The sequence below is a fragment of the Aeromonas sp. FDAARGOS 1411 genome, from assembly GCF_019047125.1.
Classification (GTDB): Bacteria; Pseudomonadota; Gammaproteobacteria; order Enterobacterales; family Aeromonadaceae; genus Aeromonas; species Aeromonas veronii.
In genome coordinates, this window is sequence record NZ_CP077214.1 from 1,559,637 (window position 1) to 1,580,055 (window position 20,419).

Annotated in this window: 17 protein-coding genes; 6 read left to right on the top strand and 11 right to left on the bottom strand. The window is 58.1% G+C overall.

Annotation, left to right across the window (positions count from 1 at the left end; genetic code table 11):
* Positions 1–83: 83 nt before the first annotated feature.
* Positions 84–1,283, bottom strand: a complete 1,200-nt coding sequence (dpaL, locus tag I6L41_RS06875) for a diaminopropionate ammonia-lyase (RefSeq protein ID WP_216962945.1) — start codon at positions 1,281–1,283, stop codon at positions 84–86.
* 137 nt (positions 1,284–1,420) lie between these two features.
* Complete coding sequence (ygeW, locus tag I6L41_RS06880; protein WP_216962948.1) at positions 1,421–2,608, bottom strand: knotted carbamoyltransferase YgeW; 1,188 nt, start codon at positions 2,606–2,608, stop codon at positions 1,421–1,423.
* Positions 2,609–3,220: 612 nt separating this feature from the next.
* On the opposite strand from ygeW, the gene I6L41_RS06885 reads away from it, so the two are divergent.
* On the top strand, positions 3,221–3,814 hold the full coding sequence (locus I6L41_RS06885; protein WP_216962951.1) for a hypothetical protein: 594 nt from the start codon (positions 3,221–3,223) through the stop codon (positions 3,812–3,814).
* 41 nt (positions 3,815–3,855) lie between these two features.
* On the opposite strand, the gene I6L41_RS06890 is transcribed toward I6L41_RS06885, so the two are convergent.
* The gene (locus I6L41_RS06890; RefSeq protein ID WP_216962954.1) at positions 3,856–4,860 is read right to left on the bottom strand and encodes a Wadjet anti-phage system protein JetD domain-containing protein; all 1,005 of its coding nucleotides are present in this window, start codon (positions 4,858–4,860) and stop codon (positions 3,856–3,858) included.
* A 212-nt stretch (positions 4,861–5,072) separates the two neighbouring features.
* Here I6L41_RS06890 and I6L41_RS06895 point away from each other — a divergent pair, with 212 nt between their 5' ends.
* Entirely contained in the window at positions 5,073–6,314 is a 1,242-nt protein-coding gene (locus I6L41_RS06895; RefSeq protein WP_216962957.1) for a triacylglycerol lipase, read from the top strand.
* A 478-nt stretch (positions 6,315–6,792) separates the two neighbouring features.
* Positions 6,793–6,996: a hypothetical protein gene (locus I6L41_RS06900; protein ID WP_005352285.1), complete on the top strand. Its 204-nt coding sequence runs from the start codon at positions 6,793–6,795 to the stop codon at positions 6,994–6,996.
* A gap of 78 nt (positions 6,997–7,074) precedes the next feature.
* Here the strand turns inward: I6L41_RS06900 and I6L41_RS06905 are convergent, their stop codons facing one another.
* The 8 genes from I6L41_RS06905 to cmoM form a co-directional block, all read right to left on the bottom strand.
* Positions 7,075–7,905, bottom strand: coding sequence for a hypothetical protein (locus tag I6L41_RS06905; RefSeq protein ID WP_216962959.1), 831 nt, complete (start codon positions 7,903–7,905; stop codon positions 7,075–7,077).
* Positions 7,906–7,954: 49 nt separating this feature from the next.
* On the bottom strand, positions 7,955–8,458 hold the full coding sequence (gene def / locus I6L41_RS06910) for a peptide deformylase (protein WP_206874683.1): 504 nt from the start codon (positions 8,456–8,458) through the stop codon (positions 7,955–7,957).
* 42 nt (positions 8,459–8,500) lie between these two features.
* Positions 8,501–9,079 carry a hypothetical protein gene (locus I6L41_RS06915; protein ID WP_216962962.1) on the bottom strand — a complete coding sequence of 193 codons (579 nt, stop codon included), beginning with the start codon at positions 9,077–9,079 and terminating at the stop codon, positions 8,501–8,503.
* Between the two features lie 80 nt (positions 9,080–9,159).
* Positions 9,160–9,546 carry a septal ring lytic transglycosylase RlpA family protein gene (locus I6L41_RS06920; protein ID WP_216962965.1) on the bottom strand — a complete coding sequence of 129 codons (387 nt, stop codon included), beginning with the start codon at positions 9,544–9,546 and terminating at the stop codon, positions 9,160–9,162.
* A gap of 258 nt (positions 9,547–9,804) precedes the next feature.
* Positions 9,805–14,232, bottom strand: coding sequence for a chromosome partition protein MukB (gene mukB / locus I6L41_RS06925; protein WP_216962968.1), 4,428 nt, complete (start codon positions 14,230–14,232; stop codon positions 9,805–9,807).
* Positions 14,233–14,235: 3 nt separating this feature from the next.
* Positions 14,236–14,955 carry a chromosome partition protein MukE gene (mukE, locus tag I6L41_RS06930; protein ID WP_005336835.1) on the bottom strand — a complete coding sequence of 240 codons (720 nt, stop codon included), beginning with the start codon at positions 14,953–14,955 and terminating at the stop codon, positions 14,236–14,238.
* Positions 14,936–16,270 (bottom strand): chromosome partition protein MukF, encoded by a 1,335-nt coding sequence (mukF, locus tag I6L41_RS06935; RefSeq protein ID WP_111901131.1) that lies wholly within the window; start codon positions 16,268–16,270, stop codon positions 14,936–14,938. Before mukF ends, mukE begins: the two co-directional genes overlap by 20 nt.
* A gap of 100 nt (positions 16,271–16,370) precedes the next feature.
* A complete protein-coding gene (gene cmoM / locus I6L41_RS06940) occupies positions 16,371–17,147 on the bottom strand; it encodes a tRNA uridine 5-oxyacetic acid(34) methyltransferase CmoM (RefSeq protein ID WP_033113262.1) in 777 nt (258 codons plus the stop codon).
* A gap of 101 nt (positions 17,148–17,248) precedes the next feature.
* Here cmoM and elyC point away from each other — a divergent pair, with 101 nt between their 5' ends.
* The 3 genes from elyC (at position 17,249) to pfkA (ending at position 20,031) form a co-directional block, all read left to right on the top strand.
* A complete protein-coding gene (gene elyC, locus I6L41_RS06945) occupies positions 17,249–18,019 on the top strand; it encodes an envelope biogenesis factor ElyC (protein ID WP_216962971.1) in 771 nt (256 codons plus the stop codon).
* A gap of 135 nt (positions 18,020–18,154) precedes the next feature.
* The gene (gene tpiA / locus I6L41_RS06950) at positions 18,155–18,910 is read left to right on the top strand and encodes a triose-phosphate isomerase (protein WP_041207655.1); all 756 of its coding nucleotides are present in this window, start codon (positions 18,155–18,157) and stop codon (positions 18,908–18,910) included.
* A gap of 149 nt (positions 18,911–19,059) precedes the next feature.
* Positions 19,060–20,031, top strand: coding sequence for a 6-phosphofructokinase (gene pfkA, locus I6L41_RS06955; protein ID WP_005336840.1), 972 nt, complete (start codon positions 19,060–19,062; stop codon positions 20,029–20,031).
* The last annotated feature ends 388 nt before the right edge of the window (positions 20,032–20,419 follow it).

A 20,419-nucleotide genomic window follows, 5' to 3' on the forward strand; every position in this document is an offset into this window, starting at 1 on the left:
GGCAGCGCCCTGTGCCCGTTACCGCACCCCATTGGCGAGGCGCGATCAATGCTTCAATTCGTGTCTCTGCTCTGGCGGGAGAGTTAGTCGCAGGCAGGATGCTTGCCTTCCCACACCACTTCCCGGTAGTGCTTCACATCGGTGTCCCCTTCGGTGTTGATGATCAGCACGACCGAGTTGCTATCCAGCCCGAGACGCGCCATCAGCGCCGCGCAATCCGGGTGGTGACGCACTGCCGCCAGCACGCCTGTACCGACCGAGCCGGATTCGCCGGAGATGATGCGCGGATCATTGCCAAGAGGGTTGCCGAGCACTCTCATCCCCAGCGCCGACACCTTGTCGTGGCAGGAGATAAACTGGGTGGTGCAGCTTCTGAGCAATGGCCAACCGAGGGGATTGGGTTCGCCGCAGGCAAGACCGGCCATGATGGTGCGCATGTCGCCCCCCACGTTGACCATCTCCCCCGCCACGCCAGAGCGGTAGATGCAGTCGGCCTGATCCGGCTCGACCACGATGCTGTGCAGGTTTTTCGCCCCGAAGCAGTCCACCAGATAACCGAGCACCCCGCCCGCCAGCGCCCCGACCCCGGCCTGCAGCAGCACATGGGTCGGCTGCTTGATGCCCATATCCTGCATCTGCTCGACCGCTTCGTCGGCCAGGGTGGAGTAACCCTGCATGATCCAGGTCGGGATCTTGGTGTAACCCTCCCAGGCAGTGTCCTGCACTATGTGCCAACCGCGCTCTTCGGCCATCTTCATGGTCAGGCGCACGGTGTCGTCGTAGTTCATGTCGGTGACGATGCACTCGGCACCGAGATTGAGAATGTGATCAACCCGCTCCTGGGCAGAGCCCTTGGGCATGTAGACCACCGCATGCTGACCCACCTGCTTGGCGGCCCAGGCAACGCCACGACCGTGGTTGCCATCTGTGGTGGTGGCGAAGGTCATCGGCTCCTTGATGGTGCGTTTGATGAGATCGAAAGAGAAATCCTCGATGGCCACCCCGTATTTTTCACAGAGCAGGTTGGCAATGGCGTAGACGCCACCCAGCATTTTGAAAGCGTTGAGGCCAAAGCGCTTTGACTCGTCCTTGACCAATATATTTTTTACCCCGATATAGGCGGCCAGATCTTTCAGGTCGCACAAGGGGGTCGGCTCATAACCGGCCAGTTTTTTATGAAAAGCGCGAGCCTTTTGTGCTTCGGCGCGAGAAAACAGCGGAGATGGCTCAGCGGTAAAAAAGCGGTTATCGGCAATATCCATCTTCAGCGAAAATTGGGACATGCTTACCTCACTAGGCGTTACCTGACAAAGAGCTGCCTCGCCGGGAGATCCGTTATTCAGATACCACGGGGAGAAAACTCGAAATAATGAATTCGACAGTATGGGCAGGATGAATATTCACCCTGCCCTGCCGTTATTTATTTCACCCGCTTTTGCGCCTCTTTAATCAGATTTTCCAGAGTTTCTGCCGGGGCGGAAAATTTACGGGCCATGATCATGGCGGCGATAATATAGGGCTTCCAGCTCGCCTCTTTGTAAGTGGCGATACGGTATTTCTCGAATACCCCTTCGGTCACTTCGCCCTCTTTGCAGGAGACGCCGGAAATATCGGCCGGCAGGCAGTGCATATAGAGCGCCTCGCCCCCCTTGGTGAGCTTCATCATCTCCTCAGTGCAGTGCCAATCCTTGTACTTGGCGTTCTGCTCAAGGCAGTGTTTCTCCAGCTCTTTGAGGCCAGCGTGGTCATTGGCGCGCAGCAACTCGGTGCGCTGCTCCATCACCTTGTAGGGGGCCCAAGACTTGGGATAGACGATATCGGCATCCTTGAACGCCTCTTCCATGGAGGTGACCTGACGGAAGCTGCCGCCGGAGGCCTTGGCGTTCTCTTTGGCCACTTCGATCACATCCGGGATCAGGTCATACCCTTCCGGATGGGCCAGGGTCACGTCCATACCGAAACGGGTCATCAGGCCGATGATGCCCTGCGGCACGGAGAGCGGCTTGCCGTAGCTCGGCGAGTAAGCCCAGGTCATCGCAATCTTCTTGCCCTTGAGGCTATCCAGGCTGCCGAAGTGCTCCTGCAACCAGGCCAGATCAGCCATGGACTGAGTCGGGTGATCAATGTCGCACTGCAGGTTGACCAGCGCCGGACGCTGGGGCAGCACCCCCTTCTCGAACCCTTCATCCAGCGCGGCGCCCACTTCGCGCATATAGGCGTTACCGGCACCGAGGAACATGTCGTCACGGATGCCGATGGCATCGGCGCAGAAGGAAATCATGTTGGCCGTTTCACGGACGGTCTCGCCGTGGGCGATCTGGGATTTACCCTCATCCAGATCCTGCTGGGCCAGACCGAGCAGGTTCAGCGCAGAGGCGTAAGAGAAGCGGGTTCGGGTGGAGTTATCGCGGAAAACCGAGATACCGAGCCCGCTGTTAAACAGTTTGGTGCAGATATTTTCGGCGCGCAGGGTCTTGAGGGATTCGGCCAGTTTCAATACCAGCTCCAGCTCCTGAGGCGTTTGCTCCCAGGTCAGCAGAAAATCTTTTTCATGCAGGTTGGATTTGAGTGCTCTGATCTCTTTGATTAATTCGTTAACTGCTTTCATCGTTCGCCCCAATCATTGGATGAGATATGGATAGCTCCCCTTTCACTCACGATGTCACCAGCATCCCGGTTGTGGGTGAGCGCGTCGGTTAGCGTCGATATGAGGCAATCAATAACCGTGCCAAACCAATAAAATGCAGGCAGATATTAATAAATGACGAAAGTGTGTGATGCCACCCACAAAATCAGTGGCTATTTCAGCGGTTTATTCCATAAAAGGATGGATAGGGTGGCCAAGCGATAAAATAGCTGGGTGATAATAATCAGAGGCGATATCTCGGCATCGGTGAGAATTATCATCAAAGGTCAGTTTCAGGGGCTGAAATGATATCGGCGGGGCCGCCGTTATCATTATGATAATGCCGTGCAGTACCTTGCTCTTTTGTTACGACCTCTTCTGCAGAAATGTCACGGCCATCTCGCCTCCCTTCCACTCCCCGCCCGTATCGCCTCTCGCCTTATCTTCTGGCCACATCGCTGGGCGCGGTTAGCCCAAGGTGCTAACGTGAATACGCCAGCTGCGCATCTGTCTCGGATGCTCAGAAGAGGCCGACGTTCACTGCCGCAACTGCGCGGATGAAGCTGCATGACTTACATCTTTGAGGGATTATCTATGTCCAGGAATGCTGCTCTGCTCATCACCCTGACCCTGCTCGGGATCGCCCCTGCCCACGCCATCAGCGCCAAATATGCCGAGCAGCTGGAGCGATCCGGCTGCACCCAGGTCACCGAGGCGCAGGGTTGTGACATTCACAAAACCAAAGCGGAAAATGCCAAGGCGGGATTTGGCACGGCCGCCCCGGCCGCGGAGGGCGGTCTGAATCTGAGCTATGAGCAGAAGCTGGAGCGCTCGGGCTGCACTCAGGTGGGCGAGCTCAATGGCTGCGATATCAACAAGACCAAGGCTGAGAACGCAGCTGCCGGTGTTGGCAATGCTCCGGCCGCGGCAACCAGCAGCAGCCCCTATGCGGGCAACTGGATCGCCACCTTCCCCCAAACCGGCGCCACCGTGGCCAATATCCGCATCGATGGCAAGGATCAGGTGTGGGTCAACGACAAGAAGGTCAATGCCAAGAAATCCGATGGCGCGCTGGTGTTCAAGGATGGCATGGTCATCTACACCATTCAGGGGGATCGCCGCATCAAGGGTGAAGATGGCTGGGTCGATAATGACGCCGGCACCAAGGGGCCCATCAACGCCAAATAAGCAGCTGACCACGAAATGACGGGGAGCGCGGACTCCCCGTTTCACACCTGATTGCCCATCTCCTCCAATGACCAGCTCCGCCAGTGAGGGGCCAGAATCAATACCTCCTGCTCCAGCCAAGTCCCGTCTGTGATCAGTTTATCAAGCCAGGGAACGTCTGCCGGCGAGCCATGATCATCGACCTGATCAGCCTGCGTCGTCACACGCCAGGGTACCTTGCCACTGTCCGTTGCAAAGGTGCGTACCGGACGGGCATAGTGATCCAGATAAGGTTGCAGCTCACAGGGAAGCCAGAGCATGGCCAGTCGATTTAGCTCGCGCGCCAGCTCGATGGCAATATCGATACCCCGTTGATCGAGATCGCCAAAATGTGCCCACTGCACGCCCACAGGCAGCAGCGGGATCAGCTGTTTGGCCAAGGTGGTATTGCGACCGGGGGCAAAGAGCAGCAGTTGCCCGGGTTGCAGCGGGTAGTCGACAAAGGCCCCCTTGTTCTCCACCGTAATGACCCACTTCCCTTGCCAGCCGATGGCAGCCAGCGTGCCCAGAGTCCGCTCCGGCAACGCCAATTCCCCCAGCAGCGCCATCATGGCCGTCATATCGTGCTGCTGACCCTGCAGATCGACCAGTGAGAGCGGCTCGAGGGTACGGATGCGGATCACCTCATCCTGCGTGAGCGCCAAGTTCGCAAGCTGTGGCGCTGCAAGGGGGGCTGATCGCGGATGCTTGCTGTCCCCATGCCAGAGAGCATAAAAGCAGGCCTGATTGAGCCGTGCAGGCAAACTCACTCCCAGACGTTGCAGCAGTTCACCCTTGTTCGGTTCGGGGGGCGCTGCCCGAGCCAGTTGTCCGGTCAGATAAGTCCGCCCCGCGTCGGTCAACGCATAATGAGCACCTCGGCCAACCGGCTTGATCCCGGCCACTGCCTGCAACAGATGCTTCAACTCGCGGCCATGCCGACTCTCAAGGGAGCAGCTCTTTCCGTTCTGGCTATCGAGCAACCGTGCACACAAATCCTGTACCCGCACCTCATCAAAGAGCGACATCCTCACCTCTCCATGTGGCTTCATATGACGAAGTAGAGGTGATTTTCCCTGTCATTACCGTGACCGGCTTCGCAAGCGGTTCTTATCAGCCCCGCCATGCATGGCCCGTTACTGGTAAACCCGCCACAAAGGGAGCAAGCTGGTTTGATATAGAGATACGCTGCGCTCTTCGCGGCACGACAACGCGATACCCGCTTCCACAAGGGCTTGCCATGACCGACGCCACAGACCCATCGCCATCCTCTTCCTGGCATCTTTCGGATATCCGCGAGCTGGCGCACCTGCTGACTTTGGCGCTGCCCGCCGCGGTAGAGATCACCGAAGCGGTACATCAGGCGGTACTGAGCGGTATGGGGCTCAAGGGACGGGATGAGGGAAAAACAGCCGGGATCACCGGGCTGGTCTACAAGGGGGTACATGGCGCCGCCAACAACCTAAGCAGCGGCATCAACCAACTGCTCAGCCGCCTGCCAGCCACACCGCCGCCCCACCAGATCCCCGAAACCCCGAAACGTGCAGCCCTGATCGCCACGCTCAACGGCGTGTTGGGGGACAAGCTGGTCGAGCACCACAATGCCCTCGCCACCCCCATGACCCTGCGCTATCAGGGCAAGCCCCTCGATTGGCAGGCGATGCCAAAGGATCTACCCCGCGAGGGACGGGTGCTGCTGATGGTCCATGGCCTCTGCATGAACGATCTGCAGTGGCAGACCGAGCATCAAGGCAAGCCGGTCAATCACGGAGAGCAACTTGCCAACACGCTTGGCTATCAGCCTCTTTACCTGCGCTACAACTCGGGCCTGCCCATCGCACAAAACGGGCAGCAACTTGCCCTGTTGCTGGAGCAACTGTTCGCCCACTGGCCGGGAGAGCTCAAAGAGATAACGATAATGGGCTACAGCATGGGGGGACTGGTTGCCCGCAGTGCCTGCCACCATGCCAGCCAGGCCGGGCTCACCTGGCCTGTGCACCTTGCCAATATGATCTTTATTGGCACGCCACACCACGGCGCGCCGCTCGAACACGCCGGACACTGGCTGGAGCAGTTGCTGCCCGCCACCGCCTACAGCGAACCCTTCGTCAGGCTGGCGCGGCTGCGCAGTGCAGGCATCAAGGATCTGCGCCACGGCAAGGTGATCGAGACGCTCGCCCCACCCGATCCCGCCGCGCCCTTGCGCGATCCCCGCGTCCCACTCCCCTTGCCCTGCCGTGTCAACTGCTATGCCATTGCCGCGACCACTGCCGCCAAGCGCAGCCTGCTGGCCGACCGGCTGATTGGTGATGGACTGGTGCCGCTACGCAGCGCCCTCGGTCAGCACAACGAAGCGCGCCATCAGCTGACTTTTCTTCCTGCCCATACCCTGATTGTCTATCGCACCAGCCATATGTCCCTGCTCGCCAACCCGCAGGTTGGCCAGCAACTGCTGCGCTGGCTCAGCACCTTGCAGTTATAGCGAGCTGGCTATTAAAGCAACAGAGTGCTGGTTCACAAAGGAGCCCTGTGGCACTCTGGGACGTCAAAGGGAAGACCCACACTGACACCTCATGTGTCCCCACTGCAAAGCAGCGCCACCGATGGCCAAAGCAAGCAAGAAAGAGATCAAGAAGAAGATCGCCGCTCATCTTGAGAAAATTGCCAAGCATGAAGGCAAGATCAAGAAGCTGAAGAAGGCCCTGAAGTAGGGCCCACCGCATAAGAAAAACCGCCAGCTGGCGGTTTTTTCATCCCCCTTTCACCCCTTTACCATCGTTTTGATACCGATGGCCTTAATGTAAACGCCTCAAGCGCACCTCAGCAAAACAACCCGACCGAAGCCATCGCGTTCTCATCACCGCTATTTGGTCTAACAGCGCCAATCGGGCGCCGCGCGCCCCCTTGCCAGCAACTACCTTCAACGGTGTGTTTGATATGAGCCAGCAGTGGAGCGCCATATGTACTCTTACACCCTCACCTTCAAGGAAGATGTCGATCGCCTGACCGCCCCCGAGCAGGAGATCACCTTGCAGAGCCCCGCTCAGGCGGGGGATTTTATTATCCTCTCCGACGGCAGCCGCCATCAGGTGATGTTTGTCACCCACCGCGCCCACTACAGCAGCCTCTATCTCGATAAAGGGGTCAGGGTGCCGCAAAGCTAGCGAATTCATCCCTCAGTTTGCGATAGCAAAAGAGCGGCACCTGGCCGCTCCTTGATCTCTCTTTATGTGGATTTGCTGTCACAGCACCTTGATCACCGGTTGGTGCACTATCTCGACATCGTCTTTATAAACCACCAGCTCACCCAGTGGCACGCCTCGCTCACCCAATACGGTGACGACGCACTCGTAGCGATAGGGGCCGCTCGTGAAGAGGTAGGTATGATTGCCCCCCGTCCCCTCCACCCTGACGGTGCCATTTTTCAGCACCAGATCCGGCTTGTCAGCGAGCGTCTTGCCCTTGGCCCAGGAGGCGTAGCGATAGTGGCCATCGTCCAACTCGTCGATGCGGATGGTAAATTTCTCGGTCTGCCACATCAGCTCGGGGCTCTTGTACTCTCGCACACTGGGATGCAGACCACTTTTCTGCCTGGCGATAAGCTCGGCTTTCAATTTGGCGGCCTGCGCCGTCTGATGATTGATACCGATGACCTTGCCATCAAAGTCCATCCAGACCTCGCCACTGCCCAGCATGATGCCGCGCCAGCCCATGGTCTGCCAATCCTGCCCGACCCGGGAGGTAGCGATGCTTGTTAAAATGACGTCATCAAATACCTCGTCAAAACGGGTCAGCATCTCCGCCGGGGTTTTGATGGCGGGAATGGGATACTCCTGCTTGAAGGGGTACTTCATCTGGTTGGCAAGGGCCTGATGATCCCGGGCTTCTGCCGCATCGACCAACTGCTGCACAAAGGGGCGATATTCGGCCGGCAGCTGCTCTTCATCGGCTGATACGGGGAGTGCGGCCCACAATGTTCCCAGCAACAGCAGGGCCTTCAGCCCATAACGTCCCCGCACCTCATTGCTATTGCGGCTAAACAGTGCCCTGACATTCCATCTTGCCACTTTCATTCTGCCTGCTCTCCACATAACTGAAACTGCCAGCCACTATCCGCAGATGTTAGCTGGCGGACTTCAGAGATTTTTTAACTCGTTTGAGTGCCATCTGCCGCTTGAGCGGTGACAGGTAATCAATGAACAAGTTGCCATCCAGATGATCAATTTCATGCTGCATGACAATGGCCAAAAAATCGCTGCTCTCAATCGTAATCGGATTGCCTTTGCGATCCAGTGCAGATACCACCACCGAGCTGTAACGCTCGACATCCGCGTAGTAATCCGGCACGGAGAGACAACCCTCTTGTCCAAACACCTTTTCAATACCGCTTATCACTTGTGGATTAATCAAAACCAGCGGCTGATCCCTGCTCTCGGACAAGTCGATAATAACGACTGCCTCTTTGCGCCCGACTTGAGTCGCGGCCAAGCCAATCCCGTTTTCCGTCGCATACAGGGTCTCCAGCATGTCATCGATCAGCACCTGTACGGCAGCGATATCCTCAACCCGCTCGGCCTTGAGCCTCAATTTGGGGTCGGGAGCCGTCAAAATATTCAAAATCGCCATAATTACTCTCCAAAATGTACGCGAACTGTGTCAATCCTCACCTTATAAAGAAGGGATATTCAATGCTTCAAGTGCTTTATTTAGTTCCACTTGATTATTATGGTCTTCTGAATAATTAAAAGTGGATGTATTGTTCAACTTGTTGCAAATCCAATAAATACTTGCCACATATTTAATTGCTCTTTTAAAATCCAGTGAGTTTTTATTTTTGCTAGAGATTAAGCTAATCAACTGACCATTAATCTCATTAAAGGCTTTAACAAGAGAAATCAATGCTTTGATAGCCTTGCGTTCATCAAAGCTAAGCCGTGAGTATGCTGTTTTAAGTACATCATTTAAAAAATAAACCTCTATAGTATTCAACCCATAAAACATAGCATAATTACTTTCACCAGACTTATACTTTTCCAGTGTTAGATGAGATGTATATAAATCAACAGATATATTCTTAGTCTGCATTTCAATATCTTTCAACTCTTCTTTATAATTAGATAAAAGTTGTGAAATAGCAGATTTATTTTTAATTCTCTCTATTATTGGTACTACATAGACCCCACAGGCTGCACCAATAAATGGGGATATAACTGTCACAATAGTGCTAACCACATCGGTTGTACTCATTACACTCAATCATCCTCTGGAAAATTACTATTCGTTTCTCTCAACATTTCAATAGATCAACTTTGACGCTAGGAGTTCCCTTACAACACCTCAACCTTTACCTTGATAACACCTTCGCGAATATTGGCGATGGAACTGAAGGCGGATTTGGAGAGATCGATAATACGCCCGCTTTTAAAGGCGCCGCGATCATTGACCTTGACCACTACGCTCTTGCCATTGGCGAGGTTGGTAACCCGCACCATGGAACCAAAGGGCAATTCCATATGGGCGGCGCTATTGAGATTGTTGCGATAGATCTCGCCGCTAGCAGTCTTTTTGCCATGATAGCGGTCAGCATAATAGCTGGCATAGCCGGTTTCGCTATAGCCGCGCCAGCTGCCGCCGTGACTCTCGTCATAACGGCTGCTACAGGCGGCCAGCAGCAGACAAAGAGATAACAGCAGCCCTTTCTGGATATGTTGCACCTTTCACTTCTCCTCTCTTCTTCTTTTCGCTATGCGCAATTTTTCTTCTCCGATACGGCAGGTGACGCTTGCGACACTTTGCAGGCGGGAGCTCTCACCTTGCCATAGCTCCAAGGCACTCACCATGTTACTCGCCTTGTTGTCAGGCAACAGCGACCGTGCGGCTACTTTGCCATATCTTCCATGCAAAAAGGGAGGCAAATGCCTCCCTTTCAACTAGTTACCGGTCATCCCGTGCCGGGATGAGCCAGAGACTTCTCAGGCGATCAGCTTGTCGTCGGCAAAGCCGAAGCCGCGCAGACCCACCACATGCACATGCTCGTGCTTGCCCTGCACCTTGCGGATGAGCTTGTAGGTGGTGCCCTTCTCGGGGCTGATGTTCTCGGGTGCCGCGATAAGCAGTTGCATATCCTGCCGCTCGCACAGCTCGAACAGGGTGGCGATGGATTTGCCATCCAGACGGGCCGCTTCGTCGAGGAACAACAGACGGCAGGGTGCGATATCCTTGCCGCGCAGACGGCGGGACTCCTCCTCCCAGCTGATCAGCACCATCAAGAGGATGGCCTGACCGGTACCGATCGCCTCACCGGTGGAGAGCGCACCGCTCTCGGCCCGCAGCCAGCCATCGGCCCCGCGCTGCACCTCGATCTCCAGCTCCAGATAGTTGCGATAGTCGAGCAGCACGTCGCCCATCACCTGATAGCTGCGATCCCCCTGCTCGATCTGCGGGTTCAGGCGCTGGAACAGCTTGGCCATCGCCTCGGAGAAGCTGAGCTCCTTGTCGGCGAACAGATCGTTGTGCATGGCAGTTTGATCGGCCAGCGCCGTCAGCAGACGGGTATGGGCCTCGCGGATATTGACGTTGAGGCGCACTCCGCGCACCAGACCAAAGGCGATGTTCTGCAAGCCCTGATTGAGCACCCGGATGCGGTTCTGCTCGCGGCGGATGATGTTGGTGATCTTGGCCGCCACCTCGTGAGAGGAGAGCGACAGGTGGGTTTCCCGCTGCTTGAGCTCGTCAGCCAGACGGGCCAGCTCGATCTCCATCTCCTCGATCGCTTCGACCGGATCATCGGAGCGGATGATGTCGTTGCGGATGCGATCCTTGAGGTAGCGGTAGACCTGCACGTAGAAGGCCACTTTCTGCTCGGTGCTGCGGTTGCCCTCAGAAAGACGCAGCGCATCGCGCAGGGCTTCGTCGTGCGCCACAGCCACCCGCAGGGCGCCGAGGGCCTTGTCCGACATGGAGCGCAGCTCGTCGCTGTCGAGGTACGCCAGTTCACGCTTGTTGAGGCGCTTCTCGACGTCGGTCTCCCGCGCCAGCCGCACCACCCGCGACCAGCTCGCCTTGTGGCCCACCAGAGATTTACGGGCGCTGTAGTAATCCTTGCCTTCGAGCTTGAGACGGCCGCCAAGGGATTCGATCTCGCGCTTGGTGACCTGCAACTGGGCCTCGGCGCTGGTGCGACGGGAACGGGTGCGGATCAGCAGCTCTTCAATCTCTTTCTTGTGGGCGCGCGCCTTCTCTTCCATATCGTCAGAGAGGGTCAGCCCCATGGCCGCAAGCTCCTGCTCGAACTCGGTCAAGGTCTGGCGCTTGGCCTCGACGCTGGAGTTGAGCGCGGTGCGCAGCTGCAACGCCTCGGTGTGGCGCTGGGCAATCTGCTTGTGCTGCTCGCCAGCGGTGCGGGCCGCCAGCTCGGCCGCTTTCAGCTTCTCTTTGAGTCGCTCGCTCATCTCGGAGGCCTTGCCCAGCAGGTCTTGTGCATCCTGATAGGCAAAGTGCGGCAGACGGGCCACCAGCTGATCGAGGGCGTAGCAACGGCGCTTCTGCTCGGCCAGCAGGTCGCTCACCTCATCATAGGCAGCCTGCAGCGCGGCCAGATCCTGCGGATCCTGACGCAGCACCTGCACCATGGTTTCCAGTTTTTCCAGCGACTTGCCGTGCTTGGCGATAAAGGCTTCGGCCTGTTTCAGCGCTTCCACATCGGCGTGAGCCGCCTCGAGGCGGGCCGCCAGATCAGTCTCGGCAAACAGGTGGGCAAAGGGCAGCATCCCCTGCACCAGCTGGATATGGCGAGTCAGCTGGGCTGCGGCCGCTTTGGCATCACTCAGCTGCTTGTCGCACTCGCCGATGGCTCCTTGCAGCGCGCGCAGCTCGGCCTGTTTGGCCTGCACTTCGGCTTCGGGGTCGGGGCGGAAGGCGATATCCAGATGCTGACCGATAAAGTCGCGGAAGTGACCGTAGAGACGGTGGTACTTCTGCTGCTCGAAGGCGGCCTTGGCGTAACCCTCGATGAGCCCTTCGCGTTCAAGGTCGAGCTGCTCGATCCGCTTTTCCCGGGCGGCGCGACCAAACAGCGGCAGCTCGGGGTAGCGGGAGAAGCGCACCTGACGCTTGCTGGTGCGCACCAGCACGGCGTCCCCCAGCTCGTCCGCTTCCACCAGATCCTCGTCAAAGGAGTCGGGGTTGCCCTGAATGAGGTAGATATCTTCCGGGCAATCTTCCAGCTTTTTCAGCCGCTCGATGGCGCCCTCAAGGTCGAGCACCACCAGGGCGCTGCGAGCCGGGCCGTAGAGCGCGGAGTAGTAAGGGGCATCGTCGATGGAGATGTCGTCGTAGACATCGGAGAGGAGCACCCCCCCCACCTGCTCGGCGATGCGAGCCAAGCGCGGATCCGCCTCGCCTGCCCCCAGCTGCAGATTGCGAATTTGCAGCTCCAGCGCCTGTTTCTGCGCCGCGATGCGGTTACTCTCCTGTTCGAACTCGCGCTCCTTGTCGAGCACTGTCTGCATACCGGCCGAAAGCTCCTCGGCGGTAGTCAGCGGCAGACCGCTCTGCTCGCGCAGTTGCTCGAGCTTTTCAAAGGATTTGAGCCAGCGCGGCGCCAGCTTGGTGAGCTCCGCAATATCACGGCCCAGCTGGGTGCCCTGATGCTCGAGGCTGGCGCGGCGCTGGTTCACCTCTGCCTGCTGCTCGGAGAGCTCCTCCTGACGGGTGCGCTGGGCTTCGAGGAAGATCTCCAGCTCATCGCTGCTGGCAATCAGCTGGCCAGAGGCCTGCTGCAGCTCGTCACGCAGCTTGAAGAGGCTCTTCTGGCTTTCGCTCTCTTTCTCGAGGCGAGCCAGCGCGGCGCGCAGCCCCTGCCCCTGGGCAATGCGAGCCTTGTCTTCGATATGACGCTTGAGCAGCGCCTGCGCGGTGGGCCAAGCGGCCTCGCGCACTGTTTCGGGGGCGATGCTCAAAAGCAGCGCCAGCGCCGCTTCGTGCTCGGCCACCGCCGCCTTGGCCAGCGCCAATTGCTGTTCGGCCCCCAGCACCCGGCTGGTGAGACTCTGCTCGGCTGCGCGGAACTGGTGCAGGGTGTCGCTCGCCTGTTCGGCGGTCAGCCCCGGCAGCTCGCACTGCTCGCGGGCAGCCTCCAGCGCCTGCACCGCCTGACGGTACTGGATTGCGCGAGTCTGCTGGATATCGAGCGCCTGCTGGTAGTCGGCCAGCTGGGTCTTGAGGCTGTCTACTTCTGCCTGTGCCAGCTCCTTGCGCTCTTCCACTTCCAGCAGCTGGCCGTGGATCTCCTCCACCACCGCTTGCTGCTGCTCGAGTTTGTCAGAGAGATCCGCCAGATCGGCGCGGTACATCTCGATCTTCTTCTGCAAGCTGACTGCGGCCATCACCTTGGCCAGATGCTCGGAGGCAGACTCCAGCTCGTCGGTCAGCAATTTTTCGCGGTTGGTGAGCTGCTCCACCTCGTCGGCCAGATAGATGGCGCGCTGTTTCTCTTCGGCCAGAATACGGCGCTTGTCGGCCAGCTCCTGGCGCGCCTTGAGGGCCAGCTCGGAGAGGCGGCTCTTCTCGGCGGCGTTGCGCACATAGTCAGCGGCCACATAGTGGGTAGTCTCGGTGATCAGGTTCTTGAACAGATCCCGCTGACCCTGGGTCTCCTTGATGGCCTCCAGCGTACGGCGGTTTTCATAGATGGCAGCCTCCATGTCTGCAAACGCCTTGCGCACCCCGGAGTTCTCCGGCAGCAGGTATTCGCGCAGGGAACGGCTGATGGACGAGGAGATGCCGCCGTAGAGGGAGGCCTCGATCAGGCGATAGAACTTGCCGCGATCTTTTTGATCACGCAGCTTCTTCGGGGTGATGCCGAACTCGAACATGAAGTTGTGATAGTCGGTCACCGTATTGAATTTGGCGACTTTCAGCGCCCCCAGCTCGGCGGCCGCCCCTTTCAGGTCGGTAAAGGCACGTACCCGCCCCTTGCCGCCATCGAGCTTCTCCAGCAGCAGATCGGTCGGTGCCAGATTTTCCGGCACATCCACCAGCGCAAACGGAGTGATGTTGACCTTGTTGTCGCGGTTGGCCACCTGCTCGAGGTGCACGCCGACCCAGATCCGCTGTTCGCGGCTATTCATCACTTCCAGAAGTGAGTAGCAGTGACCGCGCTGCAGTTTGCCGTAGAGCCCCTTGTCACGGGAGGCGCTGCTCGATCCCGCTTCCGTGGTGTTGCGGAAATGGAGCAGTGACTGGTCGGGGATGAGCGCTGCGATAAAGGCCGCCATGGTGGTGGACTTGCCCGCGCCGTTGCCGCCGGAAAGGGTAGTGACCAGTTGGTCGAGATCGAAGGTCCGGGCAAAGAAGCCGTTCCAGTTGACCATGGTCAGGGATTTGAACTTGCCTCGCACCGGTTATACCTCCAGATCCAGTTGTTCTTCATCGAGATCCGCCTCGATGTCATCAAAGAGCGAGTCGCTGCTCGGCATTTCGTCGTCGTGGAAGATGGCTTCACCCTCCTGGATCATCCGCAGCTGAACGGCGCGCGGATCTTCATCGGAACGCACGTCGGCGGCGAAACGGAACACCGATTCGTTAACCCGGAATTTATCCCCGTTGCCAAGGGCGGTGATCATGCCAAGGCGACGCAGACGGCGCATGGAGGTACGGATCTTTTCGAGCAACTTCTTCTTGTCGAGATCGGTACCGCCGGAGCGGCTGTTGACCATCCGCAGCAGCTGCTTCTCGTCGGCGAGGCTCAACACCTCTTCTTGCAGCTCGGCCATAGCAAATACCCCTTCCGAGGCGAGACGATCCGGGCTCAGGTAGAGGTAGCAGAGCACCTTGCCCACCAGCATATCGAGCTCGGAGAGCACAGTGGTGCCGATGTCGGAGCTCGGGCGCGGGCGCAGGTAAAAGAAGCCTTCCGGCGCCTTGATCAGCTCCACCTGATAGCGGCCGTAGAAGATCTCCAGCTCGCTGTGATATTCGACCAGCGCCGAGTGCTGCTCGAACTCGTCGGCACTGATGTGACGGCCGGAGCGCAAGGCGGTGTCGATGCGCGGAAACAAGGGGTTGGCAATCGCCTCTGCAAGGCGCAGCGGCAAGGGAAACTCAGAATTGATCAATGACATAGGCCTGAACCTTGGATCCAGCTTGGTTAATGGGTTTCCATGCGGGTTGGCGATGCAGTTCGCGCTCGCCGCTGGCATGGCCCAGGCGCACGGCCTGGTCGATCAGAAGACGCGCCACATCGAAGTGGGCATGAGCCGGGTAGTCCAGCAGGTATTCCCGCAGCACATCGGCCAAGTCCAGCTGCTGGCCCTGCTCGGGGTAGCGGGCCAGATAGCGCTCGATGCGCTCGGCCAGCTCCTGGTTGATGTCCACCATCTCGACGTATTCCATCTCGAGGGGCACCTCACCGGTCACCTCCTCGTCGTGGATGGCGATGGTTTCGTCGCGCAGCTCCAGCAGACGGGGCTCTTCGGCCACCCGCAGCTGCCAGTTGTGCTGCTCGAAATTGCGGATGGACTCGCGCAGCCGCTGGCTGAAGGCGCGGTTCTTGTCCATGTCGATGGCGTTGCGGATAAATTTGTGGACGTGTCTGTCGTAGCGGGACCAGAGCTCGATGCACTGCTGACCCCAGCTGGTGATCACGTCAAGGCGACCTTGCAAGGCGTGAGTCAGCTCCTCGACGTGGAACAGATCGTCGCGCCCCTGCGCCGCTTCCTGAATGTTGAGCAGCCCCGCCTGCAGGCGGTGGCCGGCAGCGTCCAGGGTATCCTGCAGCTCGCGCAGGGTCTGGCCGGTCTCGTGCAGCAGCTTTTCGCAACTGTGAATGGCATCGACCCAGTTCTGGGTCAGCAGGGCCGCAATCTCGCTTTTGACCTGATTCTGCTGCTCATCCATGGCGCGCTGGGTGAGATCGATCCGCCCCAGCGTCTCTTCCAGCGAGAAGGTGAGGCGCGGCAGCACCTCGGCATCCCACTGCTCGCGGGTGTTGGTCTCCAGCGCCGCCTTGCGGGCGGTGTCGAGCTCGGAAGCCAGGTGCTCGAGCAGAATGGAGAGCTTGATGGAGTCAACCTGACGCTGATCCATAAAGAAGTCGACGATGCTCACACCCAGGCGCGACAGGCGGTAGAGGCTCTCCCCCGCCACCATGTCGGTGTTGAAACGCGACAGCAGCTGCTGGCGAATGAGATCGTTGATGGCGTTGTTGGCGCGACCGGTGAGGGTCTCGTCCATCTGGCCGAAGGCGCTGCTGACATAGCCAAAGGCATCGTGCAGCGCCGCTTCCGACAGGTCCGACTCATCTTCGGACAGGGTCTTGATTGCAATCAGAAAGGCCAGCCGGTCGGTCGGCAGGCTCAACGCCAACCCCTCCTGCCTGACCCACCCTACTAGCTCCGGCAAAGAACGCTCTGGCAGGGTACGGGATGTACTCATCATGATGTTGTCATCTCGTTGTTGTATTGGGCGCAAAATCGTGCGCGCGGCTACATCCGGTAGCATCGAAAACATGGTTCACATCGACGTGAACCGCGAGCAATCAACTGGCCGGCTTCTGGGCCATCACATGGATATAGCGACCGAGGGAGACAAAAGGCTCCTGACGGCAATATTGCTGCTCCATGGCCAGCAGATCGTCGAACTTCTCCACCTGATCCTGCTTATGACGCATATAGTCGTGGATCACCCGCACCCCGGTCTTGCCGATGATGCGCAGCCCCCCGCGACCAATCCAGTCATAGACCTGCTCCGGCAGCTGGGGATTGGTGGGCGTAAGCGCAGTCTGACGCTTCTTGCGAAGACCAAGGCGCACATAGTCAAAATTGCCCACCACCAGGCTCTGGAACAGCAAACCATGACGGTTGTAAAAAAGCAGCGACAGTATGCCCCCGGCATTGACGAAAGGGAACAGACCCAGCAAGGTCTGGCGCGGCTCGGCAAGCCACTCCAGCACCGCATGGCAGAGCACCAGATCAAAGGTACCGGTCACGTGTTGCTTCAGATCCTGAATGGGGCAATGGATGAGACGAATTTTGTCTTCCAGCCCCTTCTCGGCGATCTGGCTGCGGGCCAGTTCCAGCATTTCTGCTGACAGATCGCACAGCTCCACCTGATGACCCATGGCCGCCAGCTTCTGGGCGAAATAGCCAAAACCGCCCCCCGCATCGAGGATGCGCAGCGGTCGGTTGCCAAGGCGGGCCAGGCAGGCTTCGATGTCGCTCCAGACAATGGTGGTGCGGATGCGCCCCTTGGTGGAGTCGTAAATGTTGCGGGCGAACTTGTCGGCGCGCCCGTCAAAACTCTGATCGTGCTTCAAGGAGAAACTCAACATTAGCGCCACAGGGTTGTGGCCATCCCAAAAAAGAGAGGTATTCTGTCACATCCCGAATTTGCTGAAAACTCAAGGAAGTGTCTGTCGTGTTTGTGCTCAAAAAGTGGCTGGGTCAGCTGTTGATGCCGCTCCCCTTCTCCCTCTCCCTGCTGCTGGTCGCCCTGCTGCTGCTCTGGTTCACCCGTTTTCAGAAAACCGGCAAACTGCTGGCCACCCTCTCGCTGCTCATTGTGGCGCTGATGGGGATGCGGCCGATGAGCTATGAACTGGCCCGCGGGCTGGAGCAGACCTACCCACCGTTCGAGGTGAGCCAGCATCCCAACGTCGAGGCCATCGTGGTGCTCGGCAACGGCCATGTCAGCGACCCGGCGGTGCCCGAGCGCTCCTGGCAAAACAATATTGCCCTGGCCCGCACTCTCGAAGGGGTTCGCCTCGCCCAGGCCTATCCCGACGCCGAACTGGTTTTCTCCGGCTATGTATCGGGGGATCCCCTCTCCAATGCCGAGGTCAATGCCCGGATGGCCGAGAGCCTCGGCATTCCCCGTTCGCGGATGACGTTGTTTGAAAACAACAAAGACACTCATGATGAGGCGGTCAGTATCAGCCGACATCTGAAAGGAAAAGAGGTGGCGCTGGTCAGTTCAGCAACCCACCTGCCGCGCGCCATGGCCCTCTATCAAGGTCAGGGACTCAATGCCGTGCCGGCCCCCACCGACTACACCGCCAAGCAGAGCCAGGTACCCCAGCCCCTCTACAGTTATTTACCCAAAGGGCGTTATTTGATGTATTCCGAAGCTGCCATCCACGAATGGATTGGGGTATGGTGGGCTCGCTTGCGGGGGCAGGTTAACGAATGAGCGATCAAGCGTTTCATTCCTGATTTGGATCAGGAAAGCGAAAAAAAATTACGTCATTTGCCGCCGGGTCAGCTATCTTGGGCTCGGTTCAATTCATATAATGTCGCGCAATCAAATGCCTAGGAGATATACAAGATGAGACAGCACCTGGTAATGGGTAACTGGAAACTGAACGGCACCAAAGCTTCTGTTGAAGCTCTGATCAAAGGACTGACCCCGGCTGCTGCCGCTCATCCTTCTGTGCAAGTCGCCGTCTGCCCGCCGGTTATCTTTTTGGGTCTGGTTGAGCAGCTGACCGCTGGCACCAAAATCGCCTACGGTGCCCAGAACGCCGACGTACACGAGTCTGGCGCCTTCACCGGTGAAAACGCCCCCTCCATGCTGAAAGCCTTTGGTTGCACCTACTCTCTGGTCGGCCACAGCGAGCGTCGTACCCTGCACGCAGAGAGTGACGACGTGGTTGCTGCCAAGTACGAAGCGATCCAGAAAGGCGGCCTGGTGCCGGTTCTGTGCATCGGTGAAACTCTGGAGCAGTTCGAAGCCGGCGTGACCAAGAACGTGGTTGAGACCCAGCTGAAAGCTGTTATCGACCGTTGCGGCATCGCCTCCTTCAACAACGCCGTTATCGCTTACGAGCCGGTATGGGCCATCGGTACCGGCAAGACTGCCACTCCGGAGATCGCTCAGTCCGTTCACGCTCACATCCGTCAGTACCTGGCCGGTTTTGATGCCGCCGTTGCTGCCAAAGTACAGATCCTGTACGGCGGTTCCGTCACTGGCGCCACTGCAGCCGACCTGTTCGGTCAGCCGGACATCGACGGTGGCCTGGTCGGTGGTGCGTCCCTGAAAGTGGACGACTTCTCCCAGATCATCGCTGGCGCTGCCAAGTAATCGCTGATTACGGCAAAGAGAGGGGCGCGTCCCCTCTCTTGTATCGCTTTTCCTATGGTGGCCCCCGCATCCCATATGAAAGCCGATATAGTAAAAGTGGCTTGTCTATTTAAACATTCGTATTTGACAACTCAGATCCAGAGGCACTCATGACCAAACAAATCAAACGTATTGGTGTTTTGACCAGTGGTGGCGACGCACCGGGTATGAACGCAGCCATTCGCGCCGTGGTTCGCGCCGGTTTGCATCATGGCCTGGAAGTTTACGGTATTTATGATGGCTACCTCGGTCTGCACCAGGATCGCATCGTCAAGCTGGAGCGTCACAGCGTCTCCGATGTGGTGAACCGTGGTGGTACTTTCCTTGGCTCCGCCCGTTTCCCTGCTTTCAAAGACCCCGCAGTGCGCGCCGAAGCGATCGAAAACCTGAAAAAACACGGTATCGATGCGCTGGTCGTCATCGGTGGTGACGGCTCCTACATGGGTGCCAAGAAGCTGACCGAAGAGGGTTTCCCCTGCATCGGCCTGCCGGGCACCATCGACAACGATATCGCTGGTACCGACTTCACCATCGGTTTTGATACCGCTCTGAACGTGGTGGTTGACGCCATCGACCGTCTGCGCGACACCTGCAGCTCCCACCACCGTATCTCAGTGGTCGAGATCATGGGCCGCCACTGTGGCGATCTGGCCATGTCCGCCGCCGTTGCCGGTGGTGCCGAATATGTGATCGTACCGGAAGTGGCTTTCGACAAAGAGAAGCTGCTCAAGCAGATCAAGGAAGGCGAAGCCAAAGGCAAGAAGCACGCCATCATCACCATCTGCGAGCACGTTACCGACGTGAACGCGCTGGCCAAGGACATCGAAGCCCTGACCGGTCGTGAAACCCGCGCCACCATCCTGGGTCATATCCAGCGTGGCGGTGCCCCGACTGCTCGTGACCGCATCATGTCCAGCCGTATGGGTGCCTACGCCGTTGAGCAGCTGCTGGCTGGCCACGGTGGTCGCTGCGTCGGTATCCAGCGCAACGAGCTGGTACACCACGACATCATCGACTGCATCGAGAACATGAAGCGTCCGTTCGATCAGGAGCTGTACAACCTCTCCACCACCCTGTTCTAAGCCTCGCGGCTTTTAACCGGCTGTTGATGACAAAAACCCTCCATCGGAGGGTTTTTTAATATTTTACAAAAACGGGGGCATTGACACGCTGTGTGCCCCTCACCATAAGGGTTGCCTGATCCCCAAGCCTTGCGCCATTTGACTGATCACTAGCCTTCCCCTCCTCAGACCAACCGGCATCAGCCTACGAACAGAGTTCCGGTATCGTCGTGGATCTTTTATCACTGCAAACCGGATTGCGTTGAACTGTGCTCTGTCGTCCCTGAAACGAGCTTGTTCAGCCTCCTCGTCATACGCCGCTTTTTATATCTCAATCTTGTAGAAGGGATTCAGATATCTTACCCAACCATGCTCCGGCGCTGCGCTCGTATTGCACTCACATGACTCA